We start from the raw sequence: 20,866 nt of genomic DNA on the forward strand, positions 1-20,866 counted from the left end.
ATACAACAAGTAAATTTCATTTCGATTATTTATCCATATGTTGCACAAAAAAAGGACCCTTGCGGGCCCACTCTTATCCATGAAGCGGAAAACGCTCTGCTGGATGTTCCGGCAAAATGGACGAGATCAACCGTCGTACAGCCGGATGAGCAGATTCAAAAATCTGATCCTTCTCATCACAGCGCTCAATCAATCTCCCCTGCTCCATCACAGCAATGCCATCACAGACGGCATATGCCGCCCGAATATCATGCGTGATGAACAGATATGACAATCCAAACGAAGATTTCAGTTCTCCCAGCAGGGATAAAATGTGCATCTGGTGAACCATATCGAGGCTACTGACGGACTCGTCCAGCACGATCAGCTTTGGTTTGAGCGCAATCGCTCGTGCAATATTGATCCGCTGCAATTGTCCGCCACTGAACTGATGCGGATATTTAATCCGGTCCTCTGGCTTGAGGCCGACCCGTTCCAGCAGGCTTTCGACCGTTCTTTTTAGTTCCTGCGCCGATAACCGTTCGTAATTGTCCAATGGCTCCCCAATAATCTGCCCGGCGGTCATTCGGGGATTTACAGCAGAGTAGCAGTCCTGAAATACGACCTGCATATCCCGTCGCAGTCCCCTGCGGACTTGGGGGCTCGCATTATAAATGTCCTGTCCCTGGAACAGCACCTGACCCTCCTGCGGCTTCTCCAGCCCCAGAATAACCTTGCCCAGCGTGCTTTTACCGGCTCCGCTGGTACCAAGTAAGCCTAGGCAAAACCCACTTTCTATAGTAAGCGAAACGTTAGCCAACACAGGGGTACGTGGTTCAGAGCGGCCCAGCCATTTGCGCCTTCCATAGCTATGAGTTACTTTCTTCACTTGTAGCATGCGCATTCGCTCCCCTTTTGAAAGTGTAACCGTCGAACAGGTGACTAACCACCTACCTGATTCATGCCCCGAATGGACAACTTGGGTCTGACATGCAGCAGCATTTTCGTATATTCATCCTGCGGGTGATCGAATAACTGATGGACCTCAGCCTGCTCAACAATACGACCCTGCTGCATGACAGCCACTTCATCCGCCAATTGGGAAATGACGCCCAGATCATGCGAGATCAGCAAAATGGACGTATTGTATTCCGTACGCAAGCGATCCAGCTCTCTTAGCACCTGTAGCTGATTGACCACATCAAGCGCCGTCGTTGGTTCATCCGCAATAACCACTGCTGGCCGCAGGCACATGGAAATGGCTATCATGACCCGTTGCAGCATCCCGCCGCTCAACTGAAACGAGTAATGCTTCATCAGCTTGGCTGGATCGGGCAAATTCATATTTTCCAGAGCCGTTATGGCAAGATCACGGGCCTGTCGTTTGGTTAATCCAGTGTGCGTGCGGATCGTTTCCATAAACTGAGCTCCGATCGTATACACTGGCGTAAAGGCGCTCATCGGATTTTGCATAATAAACGCGATTTCCTTGCCCCGAATACGGCGCATCTCCTCGGCCGCCATTCCGTTCAGTTCACGCCCGTTCAGACGGACACTACCTTCCACGTCCATCGTCTGGCGATCCAGCAATTGGAGCAACGCTTTACAAGTCACCGTTTTGCCGCTTCCACTCTCGCCGACAAGACCCAGTACCTGTCCCTTTTTCAGTTCAAAATGAGTTGGCTCCAGCAGAGATACCGCCCCAGCATCGGTTTTGAGCTTCACCTGTAAGCCGCTGACCTCCAGCACCTTCGCCCTGTCGTCCATCGTTGTAACTCACTCCTGTTTTACTGACGTTTGGTAATTCCGTATCGGTCGGACAGCGCCTCCCCCAATATATTGAAGGCCATCACCACCACCAGAATCATAACTCCCGGATAGATCATTAATTCCGGATGACTGCGAATGTATCCCGTTCCCTCATGAATCATCGCTCCCCATTCGGGAGTCGGCGGCTGAATGCCTAGACCAAGGAACGACAACGCGGAAATATCCATGATCGCCCAGCCCATTTCCAGCGTACCAATGACCACAATCGGCCGTAGCACATTCGGAATAATATGCCGCCGGATAATGGCCCCTGAGGAGGAGCCGCTAATCCTTGCAGCAGCTATAAAATTCCGTTCTTTCAGACTGACGACCATATTACGGCACATTCTGGCATAGTACACCCACTGCACCATCATCAAGGCAAGCAGCACCTGCATGAGGCCCGGCCCAAAAATACCGACAATGCCCAGCACAAGCACCAAATTCGGAAACGCCATAATACCTTCGCAAAACCGCATCAACACACTATCGACCCAGCCACCTACATAACCTGCAAGCGACCCGATCACAATGCCGATGCTAAGCGAGGACAGGAAAATTAATGTCGCAAAACCTAATGAAATCCGCGCTCCATACAGCAACCGGGATAAATTGCACCGACCCAAATGATCGGTTCCCAGCCAGTATTCTTTCGAAGGTCCCTCCAGCTTGTGCAGTAAATTGACTTTAACCGGATCATGGGGAGCCAGCCAAGGAGCTAGCGCCATAATGATAAAAAGAGCAGCCAGTACGACAGAGCAGACCACGATTACCTTTTGACCTTTGAACATTGTACGCAACCTTATCATCACTGCTCTGCTCGTCCCTTCGATGAAATTCGGGGGTCCATATACAAATGCACCAGATCAACGAGCAAATTGCATACGATGAACAGGCATGCCGCCAAAAACACATAGCATTGTATGACGGGAATATCCCGGTTAAAAATCGCTTCCACAAAATAACGGCCAAACCCGGGCCATGAAAACACCTGCTCCACAATAATTGTTCCAGTCAGAAGCTTGCCCAGATTCATACCCATACTTGTAATCAGTGGAGCGATGGCAATTTTCAGTACATGCTTGAGCATGATCACCCGCTCACGAATTCCTCTAGTTCTGGCATACTGCACATACGTTTCCTGAAGCTGCTCTAACACACTGGAACGCAGCAGGCGCGTATATAAAGCAATCAGAACCAGCGACAGGGTCAACGTGGGCAACACCAGATGTTGCCACGTTCCTCGCCCCTCTACAGGGAGCCAATCCAATCGGACAGAGAAAAAGAAGATTAACAAATATCCCAGCCAGAACTGGGGTATCGACGCGCCAAAATATGAAATTCCTCGACTAAGCATGTCGATCCAGCCATTTTTACGCATCGCCGCCAGCACGCCCAGCGGAATACTCACCACAATAGATAGCACCATACTGCTCACAGCCAATTCAAAAGTGGCGGGCAGCCGAACCTTGACCTCATCCCACACTGGCTTGTTCGTCAAATACGAAGTACCAAAGTCCAATTGACTGATTCTTTGAAGTGTATGCACATACTGCGTCAGCAAAGGCTGATCCAGCCCGAACTCATGTCTTTTCTGCTCCAGAATCTCTGGAGTAGGATAAATATGAGCAGCCGTCAAATAGGCCTCGGCCGGATCAACTGGTGAAATATGAATCAGTGCAAAGGTAACGAGGGTGGCAAAGAGAACAATAGGAATGACCGCTACCATTCGCTTCCCGATATAGCTGATCATGAGTTGTCCTCCTATCCTGTAAGCTAACGTTACCTATCGGCTTCAACTACTTTCCGATTTCAATTCCCTCAAACGGATTTTCATCCCGATTAGCCGGGAATACAAAGTTTGTAATCTTTTTCTGGTACACTGCCGTTTTCTTAATATACGAAATAGGCACAATGGCAGATTGCTCCTGAAGCGTCTTCAGAATCGAAGCATACAGCTCTTGACGCTTGGTTTCATCTGTCGATGAAAGTGCTTCGTGTACCTGCTGATCTAGTTCCTTCTTCATTGGGATAGCGCTCAGCACCTCTGAAACCCCGAAGGTCTTCTTGGCAATGACATTAATAAAGGAATGCGGATCATAAGGCGCACCATAGTTGTACCAGAAGTACAGATCAAACTGGTTGGATCTAAGGCGCTTAATTTGAACTGTCAGCTCCAGTCCGGTCAGGTTCACTTTGACACCCAGTTCTCCCCATTCGGCCTGAATGGTTTCAGCCATCGCCTTTTGGATCGGATCGGTTTTATCAAAAATCAGCTCAAAATCCAGCTGTTGTCCGTCTTTTTCCCGTACTGTACCGCCTGCGGGCAGCTTCCAGCCAGCCTCATCCAGCAACGCTTTGGATTTTTCCACATCATAGCCAACAGGCTGTAAGTTTACATTCGTATACGGATAGTTTTTAGATAAAACCGTATCCGCTTTTTCCTCCAGCCCCGAGGTCACACCTTCCACCATTGCCTGCTTGTTAAAGCCATGCTGGAGTGCCAGACGTACCCGAAGGTCTGCCAGCTTGGGATTGGATGAGTTGAGTAACAGGCTTCTTGTACCGACAGGCTCGGACAGCGTGGTAACATACTGATTCGTGTCGCGAAGCTGTTTGAAAGCATCCAGACTAATGACACCCTCTCCATAAATCAGATCCAAGTCGCCTTTTTCAAAGGCCATTACACGGGTTTCGCCATCGGGAATGATTTTTACCGTAATTTTATCCACCTTCGGTGCAGTACCCCAATAGTTCGGATTACGCTTAAAGGTTGCATATTCATCTTGCTTGTATTCATCCAGCATCCAAGGTCCTGTACCTACAGGTTTCTTGATTCCTTTAGACGTATCTCCATCATCCGGGAACCCAGCTTCACCCAGAAAACGGAACGGGCGAACGACAGACAAATCCTGAAGCACTGGGTAGTATGGCTCTTTGAGCGTCATTCGGAAGGTGCTGTCATCTACAGCTTCAGTTTTGTCGAGAACGCCTACTATACCAAGCCAGCTGTGCGTTTTCTCATTTTTCATAATAGCGTCAAAGTTCTTTTTGACAATGGCCGCATTAAATAGCGTTCCATCCGAAAATTTCACACCTTTGCGCAGCTTAAACGTATATATTTTGCCGTCCTTGGAAATAGTCCAGGATTCAGCCAAAGCAGGCTCCAGCTTACCTCCTTGCTTGTAGCTGACTAACGGCTCATAAATCATGGATTGTGCAAAAAGTTGGGAAGGATTGTATACGTGAGGATTCATCGTACCAATGTCACGCGGCCACGATAGTGTGATCGACTTTTCATTGGCAGCTCCGTCAGTTGAGGTGGATGCAGGCGTGTTCTCCTGCTTCGCGCAACCCAAAACAACGGATAATAAGAGGAGCGCCACCAACATAAGGGTGGCAGTCTTGCGGTGTCGAACGGACATCAATGTATTTCCCCTTTTCTATATATGTGATAATGATTATCATAATCATATTTAGAATAGGTACCACGTTCTATTTTGTCAACAACATTCGACAAGCAATCCTCTTATTTATTTTAAATTTTGCAAAATCCCAAATTTATGGCTTAATTCTCCAACGTTTGAAACAGAGTACGCGTGTACTCATGCTGTAACAAATCTTCATCCCATTCCTTAAATATTTCCACGATCTCCCCCTGAACCATGACGGCAACCCGATCACAAAATGAACGAGTAGATTGGAGATCATGAGTGATAAATAGGTAGGACAACTGATGTTTCGGCTGCATTCTCTTAAGCATGCCCAGCACGGAAAACTGCGTTGTCGTATCCAGATTGGCGATCGATTCATCGAACAAGATAATATCCGGCTCCACCGCCAACGCTCGGGCAATACATACCCGCTGTTTTTGCCCGCCACTCAGCTGTGCTGGGTATTTTTCCAGACTGTCAGCCTCCAATCCTACTGATTCCAATAGGGACAGACAAATATCCAGCGCCTGCGCTTTTTGCTCAGGAAAATAGTTGTGGATCGGCTCCATTAAAATATCTCGAATGGTCATACGAGGATGCAATGAAGAGGACGAATCCTGTGCAACCAACTGGATTCGCTTGTACAGCTGAACGTCCTTCATCTTTTCGAAATGTATAGGCTGATGATCCAGCCAAATCTCCCCTGAGGTCAACGACTCCAGCCCTAGAATACATTGTGCCAGCGTGCTTTTGCCACTTCCACTTTCTCCAACCAGTCCAAGACATTCGCCCTGTCGTAGCTCCAGATTCACCTTCTTCACGGCCTGCTCGCTATCTTGCGTGCTGAACCAGCCTTTTCTCCGTTTGCGGACAGGGTATGCTTTAGTCACATTCTTCAATTCCAGCATCACTGGTACATCCTTCCTTCCGGGTTCATCTCCAATACTCGATCTGCTATGCGACTCATACCCTGGCGATCATGTGAAATCAACAATATAGTGAGATCAAAGTCTTCTCTCAGCTGTTGCAGCAATGCCAAGACCTTGTCGCGGTTGATAACATCCAACGCCGTAGTTGGCTCGTCGGCAATAAAGAGGCTCGGACCGGAGCTTAACATTGCAGCCAGCAGCACCCTTTGACACATGCCTCCGCTTAGTTCAAAAGGATATGACGACAAAATATGCTCAGGATCTGCAAATCCAACCTTGCGGAGCAGAGAACGCAAATAGGCCTCCCGCACTGGAGTAGCGCCTCCTCTGGCTATCTCCGTGGCACGGCTCAGCATCTGCCGCATCCGTGGCAGCACGCCCAGCGGGTGGACTTGCTGCGGTGCAGTGTGGGATGGGACAGCATCAGCGTGCTCCGGTTCCATTTGGTCATGCGGCATCCGACGCCGCCCGTGCAGTCTAAGCGTATCCATCAGCTGGGCGCGGACAGTCCGGATCGGGTTCAACCCGCTCAGCGATTGTTGAATGAGCAGCGCAATATCCTCTCGGCGCAGTCTTTGCCAGCGCCGTTCCTGGAACGGGAGAATGTCTTCCCCGTTATAGTAGATACGTCCTTGCGTAACATCGATACCTGGCTCCAGCATGCCTGCGATTGCGTGTGCGGTCAGGCTCTTGCCGCATCCGCTCGGTCCGGTCAGGGCCACAATCTCCCCTGAATATATGGAAAAGCTCACATCACGCAGCAGTGGTTTGCTCCCACTTTCGCTTGCTCCTACGCCTGTGCGGCAGATTTCCAAATGTTCCACGTGTAACAACGGTTTTCGCCCTACCACTTGTTCTATCGTATCCTTGCCCCCAAGGGCTGTTTGATCCTCCACTATTTGGCCGCCCCCTTTTCCGAAAAGCGGTCGCCCAAAAGCTGGCAGGCAAGTACAAACAGCATAATCGCCAAGCCCGGAAAAATCATGACATGCGGAGCCACCTGAAAATATGAGGTTGCATCATGCAGCATCACGCCCCACTCTGGCTTGGGCGGCTGTACACCCAGTCCAAGAAAGGACAGCCCAGCGATCATCAGCACCACGCGTCCGATATCCCATACCGCATAAACCAACAACTGCGGCAACGCTTGTGGCAATACATAACGGCTCAGTATACGTACGTGTGAATTGCCGGATAAACGGGCATACCGAACGTAGTCCTCCTGACAGGCTTTTTGAACCAGACTACGGATATACCGGACATAGCCCGCCCACCGTACCGCAACAATCGCAAGGGTCATGTTAACAAAACCTGGGCCCAAAATGCCCACAATCGCCACCGTTAAAATAATATCAGGAAAAGCCAGTACGCCGTCGATTCCCCGCATGACCAGCTGGTCTACGCGTCCGCGCACATAACCAATGAACAAGCCTATAGGCAGACTGAAGCACAGCGTAGCTACAGTAATTGCACATGCGATTAGCACGCTCGTCCGAATCCCGTAAATGAGCCGTGACAGCACATCCCGACCCAGATGATCCGTACCGAAAGGGTATTTCCGACTAGGTGGTGCCAGGCGGTTCAAAAGATCCACTTGAAGAGGATCATGAGGAGCGACCCATGGAGCTAATAACCCAAGCAGCACGATCAGGCCAAACAGTAAGCCTCCTGCCAGCAAGCTTCCTTTAAAGGGAAGCCGTATCTTTTTCATTTTCAGCTTCCTCCTTAACGCAAACGTAGCCTCGGATCTATCGCCGTCTGGACCACATCCACCAAACACTGAACTCCTACAATTAAAAATACGGCGAAAATAACATACCCCTGAATCACCGGATAATCTCGCTGTGTAATCGCATCTATAAAATACTTGCCCAACCCCGGCCATGAAAAAATGGTCTCTACAATGACATTACCTGCCAGCATAAATGATAGATTGGTACCTAGCAGTGTAATTATAGGCAGAACCGCATGCCTAAATATCTCAAAAAACAGGATATGCATACGTGAAAAGCCTCGAGCCTTCGCTGCTTTCACAAAATTCCGGTCACCCAGCTCCAGCATTTGAGCGCGCAGTACGCGTGCTTGCACAGCTCCCAAACCTGCGCCAAGAGTCAGCGCTGGGAGCACTAGATGTGTCCAGTCCTCCCTTCCCATGGATGGGAGCCAGCCCAAGCAAACGGAGAATAGATAGATCAACAGAAAACCAAGCCAAAAAGAGGGGATCGACGATCCCAGCAGAGCGAACAGCCTGCCCAGACGATCCAGTGGACCGCTGATTTTTAGCGAGGCAGCCAGCCCCAGCCCCAGCGTAAGCACCGTCATGACGGCAAAGCCCGCAGCAGCTAGCTCCACAGTAGCAGGCAGTCTGTTCCACAGTTCGGCTAGCACGGATTCCTTGGATACATACGAGGTGCCCCAATGCCCTGTGAACACATCCCGCAGCCAGTTCACATATTGAATATGAAGCGGCTCGTTCAAGCCCAGTTCCTGTCGTAGCGTCGTTAACGCTTCCTTAGAGGCAGGAACATTATGCGCGGTGAGCAAAATGGTAGCAGGGTCACCAGGAGCCAGCCGCATCAGTACAAAAGTCAGCGTGGATACAACGAATACAATGATGAGCAGCTGCGCCACACGTTCCAGTATAAAACGAATCATAGGATACGCAGCTCGTTATTCCGCAATATCGGATTGCGCTGTAATGTAGTAATACTCGATCGGATGGGGTGTAAAACCCTCCACCCCTTTTTTCACGCCAAACACATTATCAGGATGCACAATGAACGACTGTGGCAAATCCGTATTGATGATATCCAGCGCTTGTAGTGTCACAGCATTACGCTGCGCTGTATCCTTCGCCAGCTTCAAGCTGTTAAGAATACTCTCCAACGGTTTGGAACTATAACGGCTTACATTGGCTTCGCTTTTCGAAGAATAAAACATGTCCATAAAATATTGTGGCTCTCCTGTATGAGCAGTAAGCATACTGTACATAGCAAAATCCCAATCGTTTTTGGTCAACACCTCGTCGATATTTTCCACCTTGCGAATCTTGACCTGGATTCCCTCTTTCAGCAATTGGCTTTGGATGACCTCAGCCATAACAGAGAGCTCCGGACGCTGAGGAAAAGTCAGCAGCGTAACCTCGAACGGCTTGCCTTGCTTAGTCCATGTCCCTTGGGAGTCCTTCTGCCAGCCATCCTTCGTTAACAGCTGATCCGCCGTTCCGTCCAGCGCTTTACGCTCAACTTTACCGAAGGGAAGAATGCTCGGGAACGGACTGCTTGCTTCCGTACCGAAGCCCCTCATGACGGCACTCACAATCGATGTGCGTGGAATCAGGCTGTCCACCACCTTACGGTTCGCCGCATCCTTGAATACTGGCGATTCCATATTGTACACGATCATATGGGTGCGCAAGGAGGGAGCCGACAGCACTTGTAGCTTGTCGTTCTTTTTTAGTACCTCTGCGTTATCAACCGGAATATCCGTCGCTACGTCCACCTCGCCGGATTGCAGCGCCATCAGGCGCGAATTCCCGTCCGTAATGAACTTCATCGTCGCTTCAGCCAATCGTGCCTTCTCGCCCCAATATCCGTCATAACGCTCTACGACCAACGATTGGTCTTTGTTGAATGCTTTGATTTTAAAGGCGCCTGTCATCGCTGGGTAACTGTGCTCATCTTTCATCGATGCCACATCCAGTACAATCGTCGATGGATCAGCTAGATTGGACACCAACGCTGCATTCGGCTGGTTTGTCGTGATTTTCAAGGCCAGCGGGCCGCTTACATCAATGGACTTCACATTCAGTAAATCCTTCGCCAGATGGCTTTTCTCGATAGAACGTAGCAAAGACGCTTTTACACTTGCTGCATCCATACTTTTTCCATTATGAAAAGTGACTTTATCCTGCAAGCTAAACGTCCAAACTGTAGGACTGTCCTGCTTCCACTCCTTTGCCAGCCAAGCCACAGGCTCCAGCTTTTCATTCAAACGTATCAGTGTCTCACCTGCACCAGATCGCATCACATCCCAGCTATTATCTCCGTGCGGGTCAACACCTGACGGTTTCCATGTATACGCCATTACCAGCTTTTTATCTGTCGCTGTTTGTTGTGCTGACGCGTTCTCCCCCTTGCCGGAGCTATCCGACGTCTTATTGCTGGCACATCCCGAAAGAGCCATAACTGCCAGCAGCAACATCACCCCTGTACATACGAACCATGAACGCCTACTACGATTGCTTATCATTTCATGAGCCCTCCTCTATCTTGTAAAATCATATAAACTTAACGCAAAACGCGAAAAAAGCATTCCAGACCACTTAATTAGCAGTCAGAAATGCCTTCATTATAAAATGTCAGAACTCACCTCGAAGCCAACTCTAATAATATAGAAGGGATCAGCTCGGTTTCAGACATTCCGTATGCAGCACGCCTAACCACCTCCCCAGCATCCCGTGGGTCTGACAGTGATGTCAAAACAGGCAGGTCTCCTGACTTCAGGCGTATCTTTCAGGCCTTCCCGGTTCTTCACAGTTCCAGTGGCTGTTCTGAAAGCTCCAGCAGTATCCTGCTGATGCCTGTATACAGTGGCGGGCCCGTGTCGGAATCAACCGAACTTCCCTTTTAAGTGAACACGCTCAACAACTATCCACATGGTCTCAACAAAACCCCGTACATAGAGTCGTCCGGCTCACACCTGTTTTCTTCCTTTATTTCTTTCCATTACGATCTTATTTTGTTGTGACAGGCTTGTCAATAAATGCTGCACAATAGTTTAAATTTGAACGATAAGGAAAATTAAGACTATGGCTATTCATTGCGTGCACGAAATGACGGTCATTCCGTCTCCCTCATAATGTCCCGAAAACTGTACCAGACTACTTAATGAATCTAAAAGAGAAGCATAAACGAAAATTTAGCAGCGAGATTGCAGATCAATTTGTACAAGCTATTAAAAAAGATACATTATTCCAAAGGCCTGAAAAAGCAGTTGGTTATTCCTTCTCCAAAAAATTGAGGAAGAAAAAAATTTGAAAAGCGACAAATCCAAAGAGTTGATCGGAAAATTAGTGAGCAAACCTTGTGGAATTTCTATTATAAGGATAACAGCATTGGGAGCAGCTACCAAACAAAAGAACTATATTGTTGATTCTTCTCAGACAGCCTTTGAGACAAATTTAACTATTAGAGAATTTACCCGTAAAAAATTCCTTAGTGATTTAGAGAATGAGTTTGAAAAGCCTCCGGTGATTAGCCGGGGGCTTAATTTGTTAACTGACCATTTCCTGACAAGCCATGTTAGCGTGCCGTTTAGGTGCCTAGCAGTCAAGTTATTTTTTAGCTAGTAAGTGAGCGAAGCGAGAGATCTTGCAGGTCGTTCACAGCGTCGTACTGTAAACCAGGACGAAGCGACGGCTTGCTTTAACGCTCGAAAAGTTGCGGAAGCTAAAGAGTTTTGTACGAACAACCAAACGGGGAGGCACTTGCTATTAAACCGTCAGTTAATAAAAGGACCGTTGCGATCAATACGGCTCTCTTCTATCTTATTTTAAATTTTATCCATTAAATAAAATTATTTACAAACATAAAATTTACAGGTAATATTTACTTATTCCTTCTTATGGATAAAAAAACAATTGTATACACGACTCCAGAGAGGAGACTTAGTAGAAATGAGGTTGATAATGTTCTGAAAATAAAAGTAGATGCGGACACTGTGTAAAGTTGCAATGAGCCGTTAAGCGAAGAAGTTGTCGTCGTTGGTCCTTGAATAAAGGAATAATATATTCCTACCAAAAAACCGTAAGACAAATACTTAAACAGATTTTTTTCAAATTTACTCATTTCTTAGCCCCCAATAATATTTTTCGAAGAGGAGAATTTTAATACCATGAAACCATTCAAAGTCATGACTAAAACAGCAATAATTGCAGCATTGACAGCAATATTATTACCATATGGAGCCATTGCTTCTGCAAATGATGCGCCGAATCCATTGTCTTCGACGATACAATCAGAAGCCGGAAAATGGGAACCGACAGATGAAATAAAGGCCAAGGAAGGACAAGTCTACAAATATATCGATCCTAGTAGTGTTAACGAGGATGTTTATTACTATTATGTCAATTACGACAATTTAAATCAAGAAAAAGGTAATAATGATAGAATCAGCACCCAATCCATTGGGGTGACTCCTATTGTTAAAACCCATGAAAATCTAGGTTATTGGGTTGATACAAACAATGCAATTCGTGTAAGTACATATACTGGGCCTGCTGCTGCAAAAATTGCAGTGAAAACTAATATTAAAGTGAAAGCGGAAGGAGCAATAACAGGTGGTGTTAAAGCTATAGAAGGCACATTGGGTTTTGGTATAGAAGCTGATATTGGCCTAGATGATGAATATTCAATCAATGTTCCTAAAGGAGAAAGATGGGTCATTAGTGCTTTTCCACGATATGAAAAACATAGATTAGGAATGTATTGGCCAGCTCCATTCATAGGTGATCCTTTCATAGGTTATGTGAGAGTAGACAAGCCTGTGGGAATTGCTTTCAGAGTAGAAAAGCACTAATCATATCAAATAAATTGAAATAAAAAGAGAGGCCGTTGCAACCAACACGGCTTCTTTTTTATAGCGGAAAGATAGCGGGACTCTCGCGAGTCTACTCAGTTACTTTGTACTGGAGCTGTGGCGTCCGAACGATCTATTGCGTTCAAAGGACTTTATATCATACCTAGACAGGGTTACACGAAAGAATGTCGAATAGAGCGGGCAAGTAAAAGAATGATGAAACAGGATTGTAATTTGTCGTGACGGACAATTAGATACTTGGTACTACGGGCTTTTTATTGACAAGCACGGAGGGTGATGAAATTAACAAGACAGCGAGATTTGAGGATTGGAAGACCGGACATATGCACTCACAAAACTCTGGGTTTTGGAATTTAATTTCGTATGGAATCTTACTGTATCAGCATAGGGAGGCATTCACTTTATCTATCTGCTAACGCATACGGTTCGAATAATCTTCCGTGATTTTGGCTAGGATAAAAAACCAACACGTTCCCAAAGAATATTTTCTATCGTCCACGACTTTCACGTCCAATAGTCATAATTCTGGCACCCTGCTTTAGCTTGTCCAAATCCAGGAAATAAAGCAGCCCCCTTGTTGACGATCCGCGACTGTTGCGCACCTGCTTACGCTGGCTGCGAACCAATGTAAGCAGCTTCGTCAGGCTATAGCTGTCCAACTCCAAACTCCATCAATTCGGGTGTGCTGCGTCTGGCTCCGGCCAGCCTGACGCCTGCCGTAATAGATACCAGTTTGCACAGCCTATCTTCTCTGCTCATCTTCCCCGGATAACTCCATGCCAAAAAGCCGGAAAAGAGGCATACGCCCTCTCTCCGACTATCTTTATTTATTCCTAATCATCAAACTTTCTGTGGAACCTCCTGAACCGTCACGCTTTTGACCGATTCCCCTTGTTTTCTCGTCAAAACGATGTTCAAGACAATCGCTGTAATCGAACCCGAAACGATACCATTTTGCAACAGCATTTTGGCAAAGCTCGGCAGCTGGTCGAACATTTGTGGCAGAACGGCAGAGCCTAGGCCCACAGCAATGCTGCATGCTGCGATCAGCAGATTGCTTTCCTTCCGCAGATCCACTTCTGACAAAATAGACATGCCTGATGCAGCGACCGAGCCAAACATGACGATCATCGCCCCACCCAGCACAGCGTTAGGAATCACTGTCGTTAAGGCAGCCAGCTTAGGCAGCAAACCAAGAACGACCATGATGCCGCCCGCAGCAAAAATAACGTTACGCGATTTGACGCGTGTAAGTGAGATCAGACCTACATTTTGCGAGAAAGCTGTATAAGGAAACGCATTAAAAATACCCCCAAGCATAATCGCAAGTCCTTCGGAACGCAGACCATTGACGATCTGCTTCTGCTCCACCTTCTGATCAATCGCTTTGCCTACTGCCAGATAAACGCCCGTAGACTCGACCATGCTGACAATATTGACAATAATCATCGTACATACCGCCATAATGCTAAACTCTGGCTTACCAAAATAAAACGGTTGCGCAACACTCACCCATGACGCATCTGCCACGGGAGCAAAATGCACCATTCCCATCGCATAAGCAACCACCGTGCCTGCAAACAGACCGATGAGCACGGAAATCGAGCGCAAAAAGCCTTTTGCCAACCGATTCACAAGCAGAATAACCAATAATGTAACCAGCGCCAGCAGCAAATTACGCGGCTGTCCAAAATCCGCGCTGCCCTGGCCCCCTGCTACATTGTTCATCGCCACCGGAATAAGGGATAGACCGATAATTGTAACGACCGAACCCGTAACGACCGTCGGGAAAAAGCGTAGCAGCTTACCATACAACGGTGCCGCTAACACCACGAATATACCGGACAAAATAATAGCACCATACGCTGTCGCTAAATTTGAGGTCGAAGCAATCGCGATGATAGGCCCTACTGCCGTAAACGTACAGCCTAAAATGACAGGTAGTCTACTACCGAAAAAGCGTGTGCCCATAATTTGTAATAACGTAGCAATCCCGCAAGTGAACAAATCGGCAGCCACCAAATAAGCCATCTGGGCTGGTGTCAGGTGCAATGCTCCCCCTACAATTAGAGGTACAGCAATTGCTCCAGCGTACATCGCCATGACATGCTGGAAGCCCAGCGCGAATAACTTTTGTTTACTTAACATCCCACATTCTCCTTAACGGAAGGAATTACCGCGCCAGCTTCCTCTATAAAATGAACCTCGCCCGGTGCCATGGAAGCGATACGCGCAAGAGAGCGCACAGCAATGCCTCTTTGCTCCAATAGTCCCCGGCCTTCCTGAAAGCTCTTTTCAATTACGCAACCAACCCCGGCCAGCTCCGCTCCTGCTTCCTTCACAATATCCGTAAGTCCGACCAATGCTGCACCAGTAGCCAAAAAATCATCCACGATCAGCACATGGTCGCTGGCATCGAGATATTTTTGAGAAATGCTCACCTGATAGGTTTCCTGCCGAGTGAACGAATGAACCTCTGCGAAGTATACCTGCTCATTCAGCGTGATTGCCTTCTTTTTCTTCGCATAAATGAACGGGACCCCCAAGGCAATAGCAGTAGCCATAGCAAATTGAATACCACTAGCTTCAATTGTAAGCACCTTGGTGATCGGAGCACTGCCGAAAAGGCGCGCGAACTCCTTACCAATCTCCAATGCTAATGCTGTATCTACCTGATGATTCAAAAATGAATCTACCTTTAATACGGTGTCAGATAAAATTTGTCCCTCTTGACGAATACGTTCTTCCAAAGCTTTCATTATGCGAGTATCGCTCCTTCTGTACTTTAAAATAGTGAGGATTTTGCAAAATCCTGAACAGTAAAACCTGCCAAAACCAAAAAAGGACAGGCTCCCTTGAGTTGTTTCTCAAGTGAAGCCTGTCCTTGGGGTTGTAATCCCTGACGGATTAGCGCACAAATAAATGCCCGCATTCATCCAAAGCCGATGCGCTATCACTCATAGTCGGACGATTACTGTGGTCATCCGGTAGAAACTTTTGGGCCATATCCCCAATATTATACGAGTCATATGAAATTGATATCTTGTATACTACACCCTCTGGCGGGCGGTTTCAAGACTATTTTTCATACAGACAGCGGCATTTGGAGAACCTTCCACAATTGGAATATCGTAAAATCAAATCGACCTTTGTTCAAGGTATATATATTGTAGAAAACAGATGTTAAAAAAACAAAAATACATACAAAACAACACTTAATTTTAATTATAATTTTAAAAACAAAAATAAAACCACAAATTACACTTCCGTTTCTGTTGACTACAAAGGAAAACGGAAGTAGTATGGAGTTAGTTAAGAAAACAAAAGGCAGACTTTCAGGCTGCCAGTATTTTATCCCTGCAAGGAGATTGGATATGAATAATTATCTTGCTGTTGATATTGGAGCTTCAAGCGGAAGGCTTGTAAGTGCAACTCTGCAAGGTGAACAGATTCACTTGCAAGAACTTCATCGGTTCAACAACTCCTTTACCGAAAGGGACGGACACGATTACTGGAATATCGATGAACTATTGAATGAGATTATTCAAGGCTTGCAAAAAGCTAAGCAGAAGGGGATTCATTCCTGTACGCTCGGCATTGATACATGGGCTGTAGATTACGTGCTGCTTGATCAGAAAGGTAACCGCATTCATGAGGTATACGCTTACCGAGATGCACGTACCCTCCATGTGCCCGACAGACTGCATCAGCTCATCAGTCGAGAGGCTGTGTATGAGAAAACAGGCATTCAGGAACTAAACTTTAATACCCTGTATCAACTGTTCGTCCATGATCGGGAACAGCTTGCCCAGGCGGATAAAATATTGATGGTCCCTGATTATCTGTACTATCGCCTGACAGGCATCATGATCAATGAAATGACGAATGCGTCCACGATGCAGCTTCTCAACGTGAACACCCGAGAGTTTGATGAAGACCTGTTGTCGCTGCTCCAACTGCGGCGCAATCAGTTTTCAGAGCTTGCCGAGCCTGGACGGGTTCTGGGTTCTCTTTTGCCGGAGCTGGTTCATAAATATGATCTTCCGGACTGTCAGATCATTCTTGCGCCTACTCACGATACTGCATCGGCTGTTGCAGGTGTTCCGTCCCAGCGGGAAGAATCTTGGGCTTATATTAGCAGCGGAACGTGGTCACTACTGGGAATGGAACGATCCGAAGCCTTGAATACCAAGGCAGCCATGCAGGCGAACTACACCAATGAATGGGGCGCTTACGGTACGTACCGTTTTCTGAAAAATATTATGGGATTGTGGATGATTCAGGAGGTTCGGAGAGAGGGCGGCTTCGCACATAGCTTTGCCGAATTGGCCGAACTGGCTTCAGCAGAGGCACCGTTTGTCAGTCTCGTCCTCTGTAACCAATCATCCTTCTTAAACCCGGATAGTATGACTGTTGAAATCCAGCGATTCTGTGAAGAAACAGGCCAGCCCATCCCCAGGACGCCGGGCTCACTCGCCCGCTGTATTTTTGATAGTCTGGCCTTAAGCTACCGCGATGCCTTACACGAACTGCAATGTTTAACAGACGAAACAATTACCAGATTGCACATTGTCGGCGGAGGCGCTAACAACGAATTACTATGTCAGCTAACAGCCGATCTTTTGGGAATTGAGGTTCAGGCAGGTCCTTCCGAATCTACGGCCATCGGCAATATTGTCGTGCAATTAATCAGCTCTGGTGCTCTTGAGAATCTCAAAGCTGCTGGCCGAATCATCGCCCGCTCCTTTCCGACTCGGCTATATGAGCCGCAAGCAGTGGAAGACATGCAAGAACTTCTAGATCGCTGGGAGCACCTTAAGAGACAAGCGATGTCCACTATCCACATATCTCAATAAAGGAGTAAAGCCATGAACGAAGCCATTGAAGCCAGTTATAACGAAGCGAAAAAGCTGTATGCCCGCCATGGTATTCAAGTAGACGACATCTTACGGAAGCTTTCACAAATCAAAATATCACTGCACTGCTGGCAGGGAGATGATGTTCAGGGATTTCTGTTCAAAGATAAGCAGCTTAGCGGGGGGATTGCCGTAACAGGCAGCTACCCAGGCAGAGCAGGCACGCCGCATGAGCTGCGTCAGGATTTAGAAAAGGCTCTATCGCTCATCCCCGGTAAACACAAGGTTAATCTGCATGCGATCTATGCGGATACTACAGAACAAGTAGATTTGGATCAACTGGAGCCACGCCATTTTCAGAACTGGGTAGACTGGGCTAAACAGCAAGGGCTTGGGCTTGATTTTAATCCAACCCTGTTCTCCCATCCCAAAGCGGAAGACGGCTTCACACTGAGCCATAAGGATTCGGAAATCCGTGATTTCTGGATCACCCACTGCAAAAAATCACGCAGGATTGCAGAGCATTTTGGCAAAGAACTCGGTCAGCCTTGTGTTACAAACCACTGGATGCCGGATGGCTATAAAGATACTCCGGTTGATCGGTTGGCTCCAAGAGAACGTCTGCGTGATGCTCTGGACGAGATTTTTAGCGAGAAAATCAGCGAAGAATACAACATCGATGCGGTTGAAAGCAAGCTGTTTGGCATTGGCTCGGAAAGCTATGTCGTGGGCTCCCATGAATTTTATATGGGCTACGCCCTGACACGCGGTAAATCTATCTGTCTCGACGCTGGTCACTTCCATCCAACCGAAGTCATTTCGAACAAACTGTCCTCTGTGCTGATGTTCACCGATCAATTATTGCTCCATGTCAGCAGACCAGTTCGTTGGGACAGTGATCATGTCGTGACGATGGACGACGAATTGCTGGACATTGCCCGTGAGCTGGTTCGCGGTGAATTGCTTTCTCGAACCCATATCGGTCTTGATTTCTTTGATGGAAGTATCAACCATGTGGCAGCATGGGTCATCGGAACACGCAACACGATCAAAGCGCTGCTTCGCGCTATGCTCGAACCGATTGAAGCATTAAGGCAGGCGGAAGAGGAACGGGACTTTACCACTCGTCTTGCTCTAGTCGAAGAGTTCAAATCGTATCCGTTTGGTGCCATATGGGATTACTATTGCGCTCAAAACGGCGTTCCTGTTCGTGAGGAATGGCTGGCCGAAGTAAAAGACTATGAACAACAGGTACTGCTGAAACGTTAACTACTGTACTGATAATGCTTATATTCATATCATCCAAAGGGAGAGATTATCCATGACTACTGTACTGGAGAATCAAAAAGAACGAAAATCGGGACTGGATATCCCATTTGTCCGCGAGATGGCGGAAATTACACAAAACATGTGGAAATTCGGCTGGGATGAACGCAATGGAGGTAATGTAAGCTATATTCTGGATGAAGCTGAGGTTGCAAAATATATAGATATTCATCAGGTCATTCGGACGATTAAACCTGCTTTCCCAGTGAATGAACTGGCTGGTAAATATTTTATCGTCACCGGATCAGGAAAATATTTCAAAAACGTAATTGAAGATCCAGAAGCTAACTTAGGAGTCCTTCGTGTCTCCCAGGATGGTGAGCAATTGGAAGTCTTGTGGGGCCTCAAACATGGGGCAGTGCCTACCAGTGAGTTGCCTTCCCATTTTATGGGCCACATTGAGCGCTTGAAGGTCGATCCTAACCATCGTGTTGTGATTCATAATCATGCCACCCATGTTATTGCCATGACCTTCATTCATAGTCTGGACGAAAACCAATTCACCAAAACACTGTGGGAAATGTGTACCGAATGTATTGTCGTCTTTCCAGACGGTATCGGTGTAATCCCTTGGATGGTACCGGGTTCCAGCGAAATCGGCCGCGAAACGGCTAAAAAAATGAAGGATCATCATGCTGTATTATGGCCACATCATGGCATTTTCGGAACGGGCAGCTCCATTGATGAAGCGTTTGGCCTGATTGAAACGATTGAAAAAGCGGCGCAAATTTATATGCTCATTGCTCACCATGATATTCAGCAACGGATTACAGATCAGGAATTGGCCGATCTGGCCAAAGCCTTCAACGTTACTCCAAAAGAAGGAATCTTGAACGTATAAATATAGGCTAATCCCCATCTCATAATAGAACTTAAAAGGCTCCACGGGTCATCTCAAACCGGCCATGGAGCCTTTGGCATACGTAGTTTTAATTATATAACCCTTAATTCCAATGAATTAACTTGTAATTGTGCTTTCCTTTATATACAATAAAATCAAAATTCCCTTATCTCCACCAAAGGAGAGGTGACAAGTTATGAAAAGAGCAAAAAATGAAGATCACTTCGACATCGTGGAAGACCATTATTTCACAGCTACCGAACTAGAAAAATCCAGCGCCATTTGGCCAGTCAGACTGGGTATGGATATTTCGAAAACAAGCTGCCATGTCGGTCCCAAGGCTGTTCCTTATTTTTATTTGATTTTTGTACTTGAAGGTCAGGCTGAGTTTATTTATAAGCAACAGAAGTACCGTGTCCAAAAGTCTGATTTATTCTGTTTTTTTCCGCATCTTGCCCATGAATATTACACCGATCACGAGCACCCGTTGCAAAAGGTATGGATTGCCTTTGAGGGACCCAAGTCCCTCGCATTGCTGGAGCGGATCGGAATTAATCCCTCTACGCCATTTATGGCTAACGCAGTGAGCGAGGAAATCCTCGAACTTATCTCCAACCTGTTTTCCATCGTAAACGACAACAGACAGGGTAGCGATCTGGCCCGCTTGATTACACTGCATCAGATCTTCGAGGAGTTGTCCCGCAACACATCTGACGTGCTGCGCAACTTTGTATGCTCTGATTATTGGCTCCAGCAGGGGAAAGATTACATTGAAATGCATTATTGTGACCGTGTTACGATTGAGCAAATTGCCGAGCATGTAGGTGTGGATCGTGCGCATTTTTCACGTAAGTTCCATTCCACCTTCCTCATCTCTCCCGCCAAGTATTTACAAAACCTCAAGATTAACGAAGCCAAAAGATTACTGGAGCAGACAACCTACAATTTGTCGATCATAGCCCAGTCCATCGGCTATACCGATATGTCCACCTTTTCCAAGGCATTTAAGAAAACAGCAGGGATTCCACCGCGTGAGTATCGTTTCCGACATCAGTCCCGGCAAGAGATTCGTACCGTCAACGCTTAGTCGGA

The 20,866-nt window shown here is 47.1% G+C and carries 19 protein-coding genes and 2 riboswitches; of the genes, 6 read left to right on the top strand and 13 right to left on the bottom strand.

The annotated features are described in order from the left end of the window. Nucleotides 1–73 precede the first annotated feature (73 nt). The 10 genes from nikE to T3H97_RS25465 all read right to left on the bottom strand — a co-directional run bounded on the left by nikE (nucleotide 74) and on the right by T3H97_RS25465 (nucleotide 10,402). Nucleotides 74–883, bottom strand: coding sequence for a nickel import ATP-binding protein NikE (gene nikE / locus T3H97_RS25420; protein WP_328801253.1), 810 nt, complete (start codon nucleotides 881–883; stop codon nucleotides 74–76). A gap of 38 nt (nucleotides 884–921) precedes the next feature. After that, nucleotides 922–1,746: an ABC transporter ATP-binding protein gene (locus T3H97_RS25425; protein ID WP_328801254.1), complete on the bottom strand. Its 825-nt coding sequence runs from the start codon at nucleotides 1,744–1,746 to the stop codon at nucleotides 922–924. Between the two features lie 20 nt (nucleotides 1,747–1,766). Beyond that, nucleotides 1,767–2,597, bottom strand: a complete 831-nt coding sequence (gene nikC / locus T3H97_RS25430; RefSeq protein ID WP_328802880.1) for a nickel ABC transporter permease subunit NikC — start codon at nucleotides 2,595–2,597, stop codon at nucleotides 1,767–1,769. Then, nucleotides 2,597–3,541: a nickel ABC transporter permease subunit NikB gene (nikB, locus tag T3H97_RS25435; RefSeq protein ID WP_328801255.1), complete on the bottom strand. Its 945-nt coding sequence runs from the start codon at nucleotides 3,539–3,541 to the stop codon at nucleotides 2,597–2,599. Before nikB (T3H97_RS25435) ends, nikC begins: the two co-directional genes overlap by 1 nt. A gap of 46 nt (nucleotides 3,542–3,587) precedes the next feature. Beyond that, on the bottom strand, nucleotides 3,588–5,213 hold the full coding sequence (gene nikA / locus T3H97_RS25440; protein WP_328801256.1) for a nickel ABC transporter substrate-binding protein: 1,626 nt from the start codon (nucleotides 5,211–5,213) through the stop codon (nucleotides 3,588–3,590). 143 nt (nucleotides 5,214–5,356) lie between these two features. Continuing rightward, the gene (locus T3H97_RS25445) at nucleotides 5,357–6,133 is read right to left on the bottom strand and encodes an ABC transporter ATP-binding protein (RefSeq protein ID WP_328801257.1); all 777 of its coding nucleotides are present in this window, start codon (nucleotides 6,131–6,133) and stop codon (nucleotides 5,357–5,359) included. Continuing rightward, on the bottom strand, nucleotides 6,130–7,047 hold the full coding sequence (locus tag T3H97_RS25450) for an ABC transporter ATP-binding protein (protein ID WP_328801258.1): 918 nt from the start codon (nucleotides 7,045–7,047) through the stop codon (nucleotides 6,130–6,132). The genes T3H97_RS25445 and T3H97_RS25450 overlap by 4 nt, the downstream gene beginning before the upstream one ends. Further along, nucleotides 7,047–7,862, bottom strand: a complete 816-nt coding sequence (locus T3H97_RS25455; RefSeq protein ID WP_328801259.1) for an ABC transporter permease — start codon at nucleotides 7,860–7,862, stop codon at nucleotides 7,047–7,049. Before T3H97_RS25455 ends, T3H97_RS25450 begins: the two co-directional genes overlap by 1 nt. A gap of 14 nt (nucleotides 7,863–7,876) precedes the next feature. Continuing rightward, entirely contained in the window at nucleotides 7,877–8,806 is a 930-nt protein-coding gene (gene nikB / locus T3H97_RS25460; protein WP_328801260.1) for a nickel ABC transporter permease, read from the bottom strand. A gap of 15 nt (nucleotides 8,807–8,821) precedes the next feature. Continuing rightward, a complete protein-coding gene (locus tag T3H97_RS25465) occupies nucleotides 8,822–10,402 on the bottom strand; it encodes an ABC transporter substrate-binding protein (protein ID WP_328801261.1) in 1,581 nt (526 codons plus the stop codon). A gap of 217 nt (nucleotides 10,403–10,619) precedes the next feature. Further along, nucleotides 10,620–10,823, bottom strand: a riboswitch (cobalamin riboswitch). A gap of 363 nt (nucleotides 10,824–11,186) precedes the next feature. On the opposite strand from T3H97_RS25465, the gene T3H97_RS25470 reads away from it, so the two are divergent. After that, nucleotides 11,187–11,501: a hypothetical protein gene (locus tag T3H97_RS25470; protein ID WP_328801262.1), complete on the top strand. Its 315-nt coding sequence runs from the start codon at nucleotides 11,187–11,189 to the stop codon at nucleotides 11,499–11,501. A 545-nt stretch (nucleotides 11,502–12,046) separates the two neighbouring features. After that, nucleotides 12,047–12,730 carry a hypothetical protein gene (locus tag T3H97_RS25475; RefSeq protein WP_328801263.1) on the top strand — a complete coding sequence of 228 codons (684 nt, stop codon included), beginning with the start codon at nucleotides 12,047–12,049 and terminating at the stop codon, nucleotides 12,728–12,730. A gap of 509 nt (nucleotides 12,731–13,239) precedes the next feature. On the opposite strand, the gene T3H97_RS25480 is transcribed toward T3H97_RS25475, so the two are convergent. The 3 genes from T3H97_RS25480 to T3H97_RS25490 all read right to left on the bottom strand — a co-directional run bounded on the left by T3H97_RS25480 (nucleotide 13,240) and on the right by T3H97_RS25490 (nucleotide 15,510). Further along, a complete protein-coding gene (locus tag T3H97_RS25480) occupies nucleotides 13,240–13,410 on the bottom strand; it encodes a hypothetical protein (protein ID WP_328801264.1) in 171 nt (56 codons plus the stop codon). A 181-nt stretch (nucleotides 13,411–13,591) separates the two neighbouring features. Further along, entirely contained in the window at nucleotides 13,592–14,899 is a 1,308-nt protein-coding gene (locus T3H97_RS25485) for a nucleobase:cation symporter-2 family protein (protein WP_328801265.1), read from the bottom strand. After that, entirely contained in the window at nucleotides 14,893–15,510 is a 618-nt protein-coding gene (locus T3H97_RS25490) for a xanthine phosphoribosyltransferase (protein WP_254326285.1), read from the bottom strand. The genes T3H97_RS25485 and T3H97_RS25490 overlap by 7 nt, the downstream gene beginning before the upstream one ends. Before the next feature lie 181 nt (nucleotides 15,511–15,691). Next, nucleotides 15,692–15,795: riboswitch (purine riboswitch) on the bottom strand. Nucleotides 15,796–16,125: 330 nt separating this feature from the next. Here T3H97_RS25490 and rhaB point away from each other — a divergent pair. From rhaB to T3H97_RS25510, 4 genes are all read left to right on the top strand, one after another. After that, on the top strand, nucleotides 16,126–17,607 hold the full coding sequence (rhaB, locus tag T3H97_RS25495; protein ID WP_328801266.1) for a rhamnulokinase: 1,482 nt from the start codon (nucleotides 16,126–16,128) through the stop codon (nucleotides 17,605–17,607). 12 nt (nucleotides 17,608–17,619) lie between these two features. Beyond that, nucleotides 17,620–18,876, top strand: coding sequence for an L-rhamnose isomerase (gene rhaA / locus T3H97_RS25500; protein WP_134903619.1), 1,257 nt, complete (start codon nucleotides 17,620–17,622; stop codon nucleotides 18,874–18,876). A 52-nt stretch (nucleotides 18,877–18,928) separates the two neighbouring features. Beyond that, complete coding sequence (rhaD, locus tag T3H97_RS25505) at nucleotides 18,929–19,774, top strand: rhamnulose-1-phosphate aldolase (RefSeq protein WP_328801267.1); 846 nt, start codon at nucleotides 18,929–18,931, stop codon at nucleotides 19,772–19,774. Between the two features lie 196 nt (nucleotides 19,775–19,970). Next, the gene (locus T3H97_RS25510) at nucleotides 19,971–20,861 is read left to right on the top strand and encodes an AraC family transcriptional regulator (RefSeq protein ID WP_272639487.1); all 891 of its coding nucleotides are present in this window, start codon (nucleotides 19,971–19,973) and stop codon (nucleotides 20,859–20,861) included. The last annotated feature ends 5 nt before the right edge of the window (nucleotides 20,862–20,866 follow it).

Source organism: Paenibacillus sp. LX16 (assembly GCF_036252815.1).
In the GTDB taxonomy this organism is placed as follows: Bacteria; Bacillota; Bacilli; order Paenibacillales; family Paenibacillaceae; genus Paenibacillus; species Paenibacillus polymyxa_B.

Excerpts from the sequence above, each read along its gene's own strand:
- rhaB (WP_328801266.1), top strand. The coding sequence starts at position 16,126 with ATGAATAATTATCTTGCTGTTGATATTGGAGCTTCAAGCGGAAGGCTT.
- nikE (WP_328801253.1), bottom strand. The coding sequence starts at position 883 with ATGCGCATGCTACAAGTGAAGAAAGTAACTCATAGCTATGGAAGGCGC.
- nikB (WP_328801260.1), bottom strand. The coding sequence starts at position 8,806 with ATGATTCGTTTTATACTGGAACGTGTGGCGCAGCTGCTCATCATTGTA.
- T3H97_RS25485 (WP_328801265.1), bottom strand. The coding sequence starts at position 14,899 with ATGTTAAGTAAACAAAAGTTATTCGCGCTGGGCTTCCAGCATGTCATG.
- nikC (WP_328802880.1), bottom strand. The coding sequence starts at position 2,597 with ATGATAAGGTTGCGTACAATGTTCAAAGGTCAAAAGGTAATCGTGGTC.
- rhaD (WP_328801267.1), top strand. The coding sequence starts at position 18,929 with ATGACTACTGTACTGGAGAATCAAAAAGAACGAAAATCGGGACTGGAT.
- nikB (WP_328801255.1), bottom strand. The coding sequence starts at position 3,541 with ATGATCAGCTATATCGGGAAGCGAATGGTAGCGGTCATTCCTATTGTT.
- T3H97_RS25425 (WP_328801254.1), bottom strand. The coding sequence starts at position 1,746 with ATGGACGACAGGGCGAAGGTGCTGGAGGTCAGCGGCTTACAGGTGAAG.
- T3H97_RS25510 (WP_272639487.1), top strand. The coding sequence starts at position 19,971 with ATGAAAAGAGCAAAAAATGAAGATCACTTCGACATCGTGGAAGACCAT.
- rhaA (WP_134903619.1), top strand. The coding sequence starts at position 17,620 with ATGAACGAAGCCATTGAAGCCAGTTATAACGAAGCGAAAAAGCTGTAT.
- nikA (WP_328801256.1), bottom strand. The coding sequence starts at position 5,213 with ATGTCCGTTCGACACCGCAAGACTGCCACCCTTATGTTGGTGGCGCTC.
- T3H97_RS25455 (WP_328801259.1), bottom strand. The coding sequence starts at position 7,862 with ATGAAAAAGATACGGCTTCCCTTTAAAGGAAGCTTGCTGGCAGGAGGC.
- T3H97_RS25490 (WP_254326285.1), bottom strand. The coding sequence starts at position 15,510 with ATGAAAGCTTTGGAAGAACGTATTCGTCAAGAGGGACAAATTTTATCT.
- T3H97_RS25465 (WP_328801261.1), bottom strand. The coding sequence starts at position 10,402 with ATGATAAGCAATCGTAGTAGGCGTTCATGGTTCGTATGTACAGGGGTG.
- T3H97_RS25475 (WP_328801263.1), top strand. The coding sequence starts at position 12,047 with ATGAAACCATTCAAAGTCATGACTAAAACAGCAATAATTGCAGCATTG.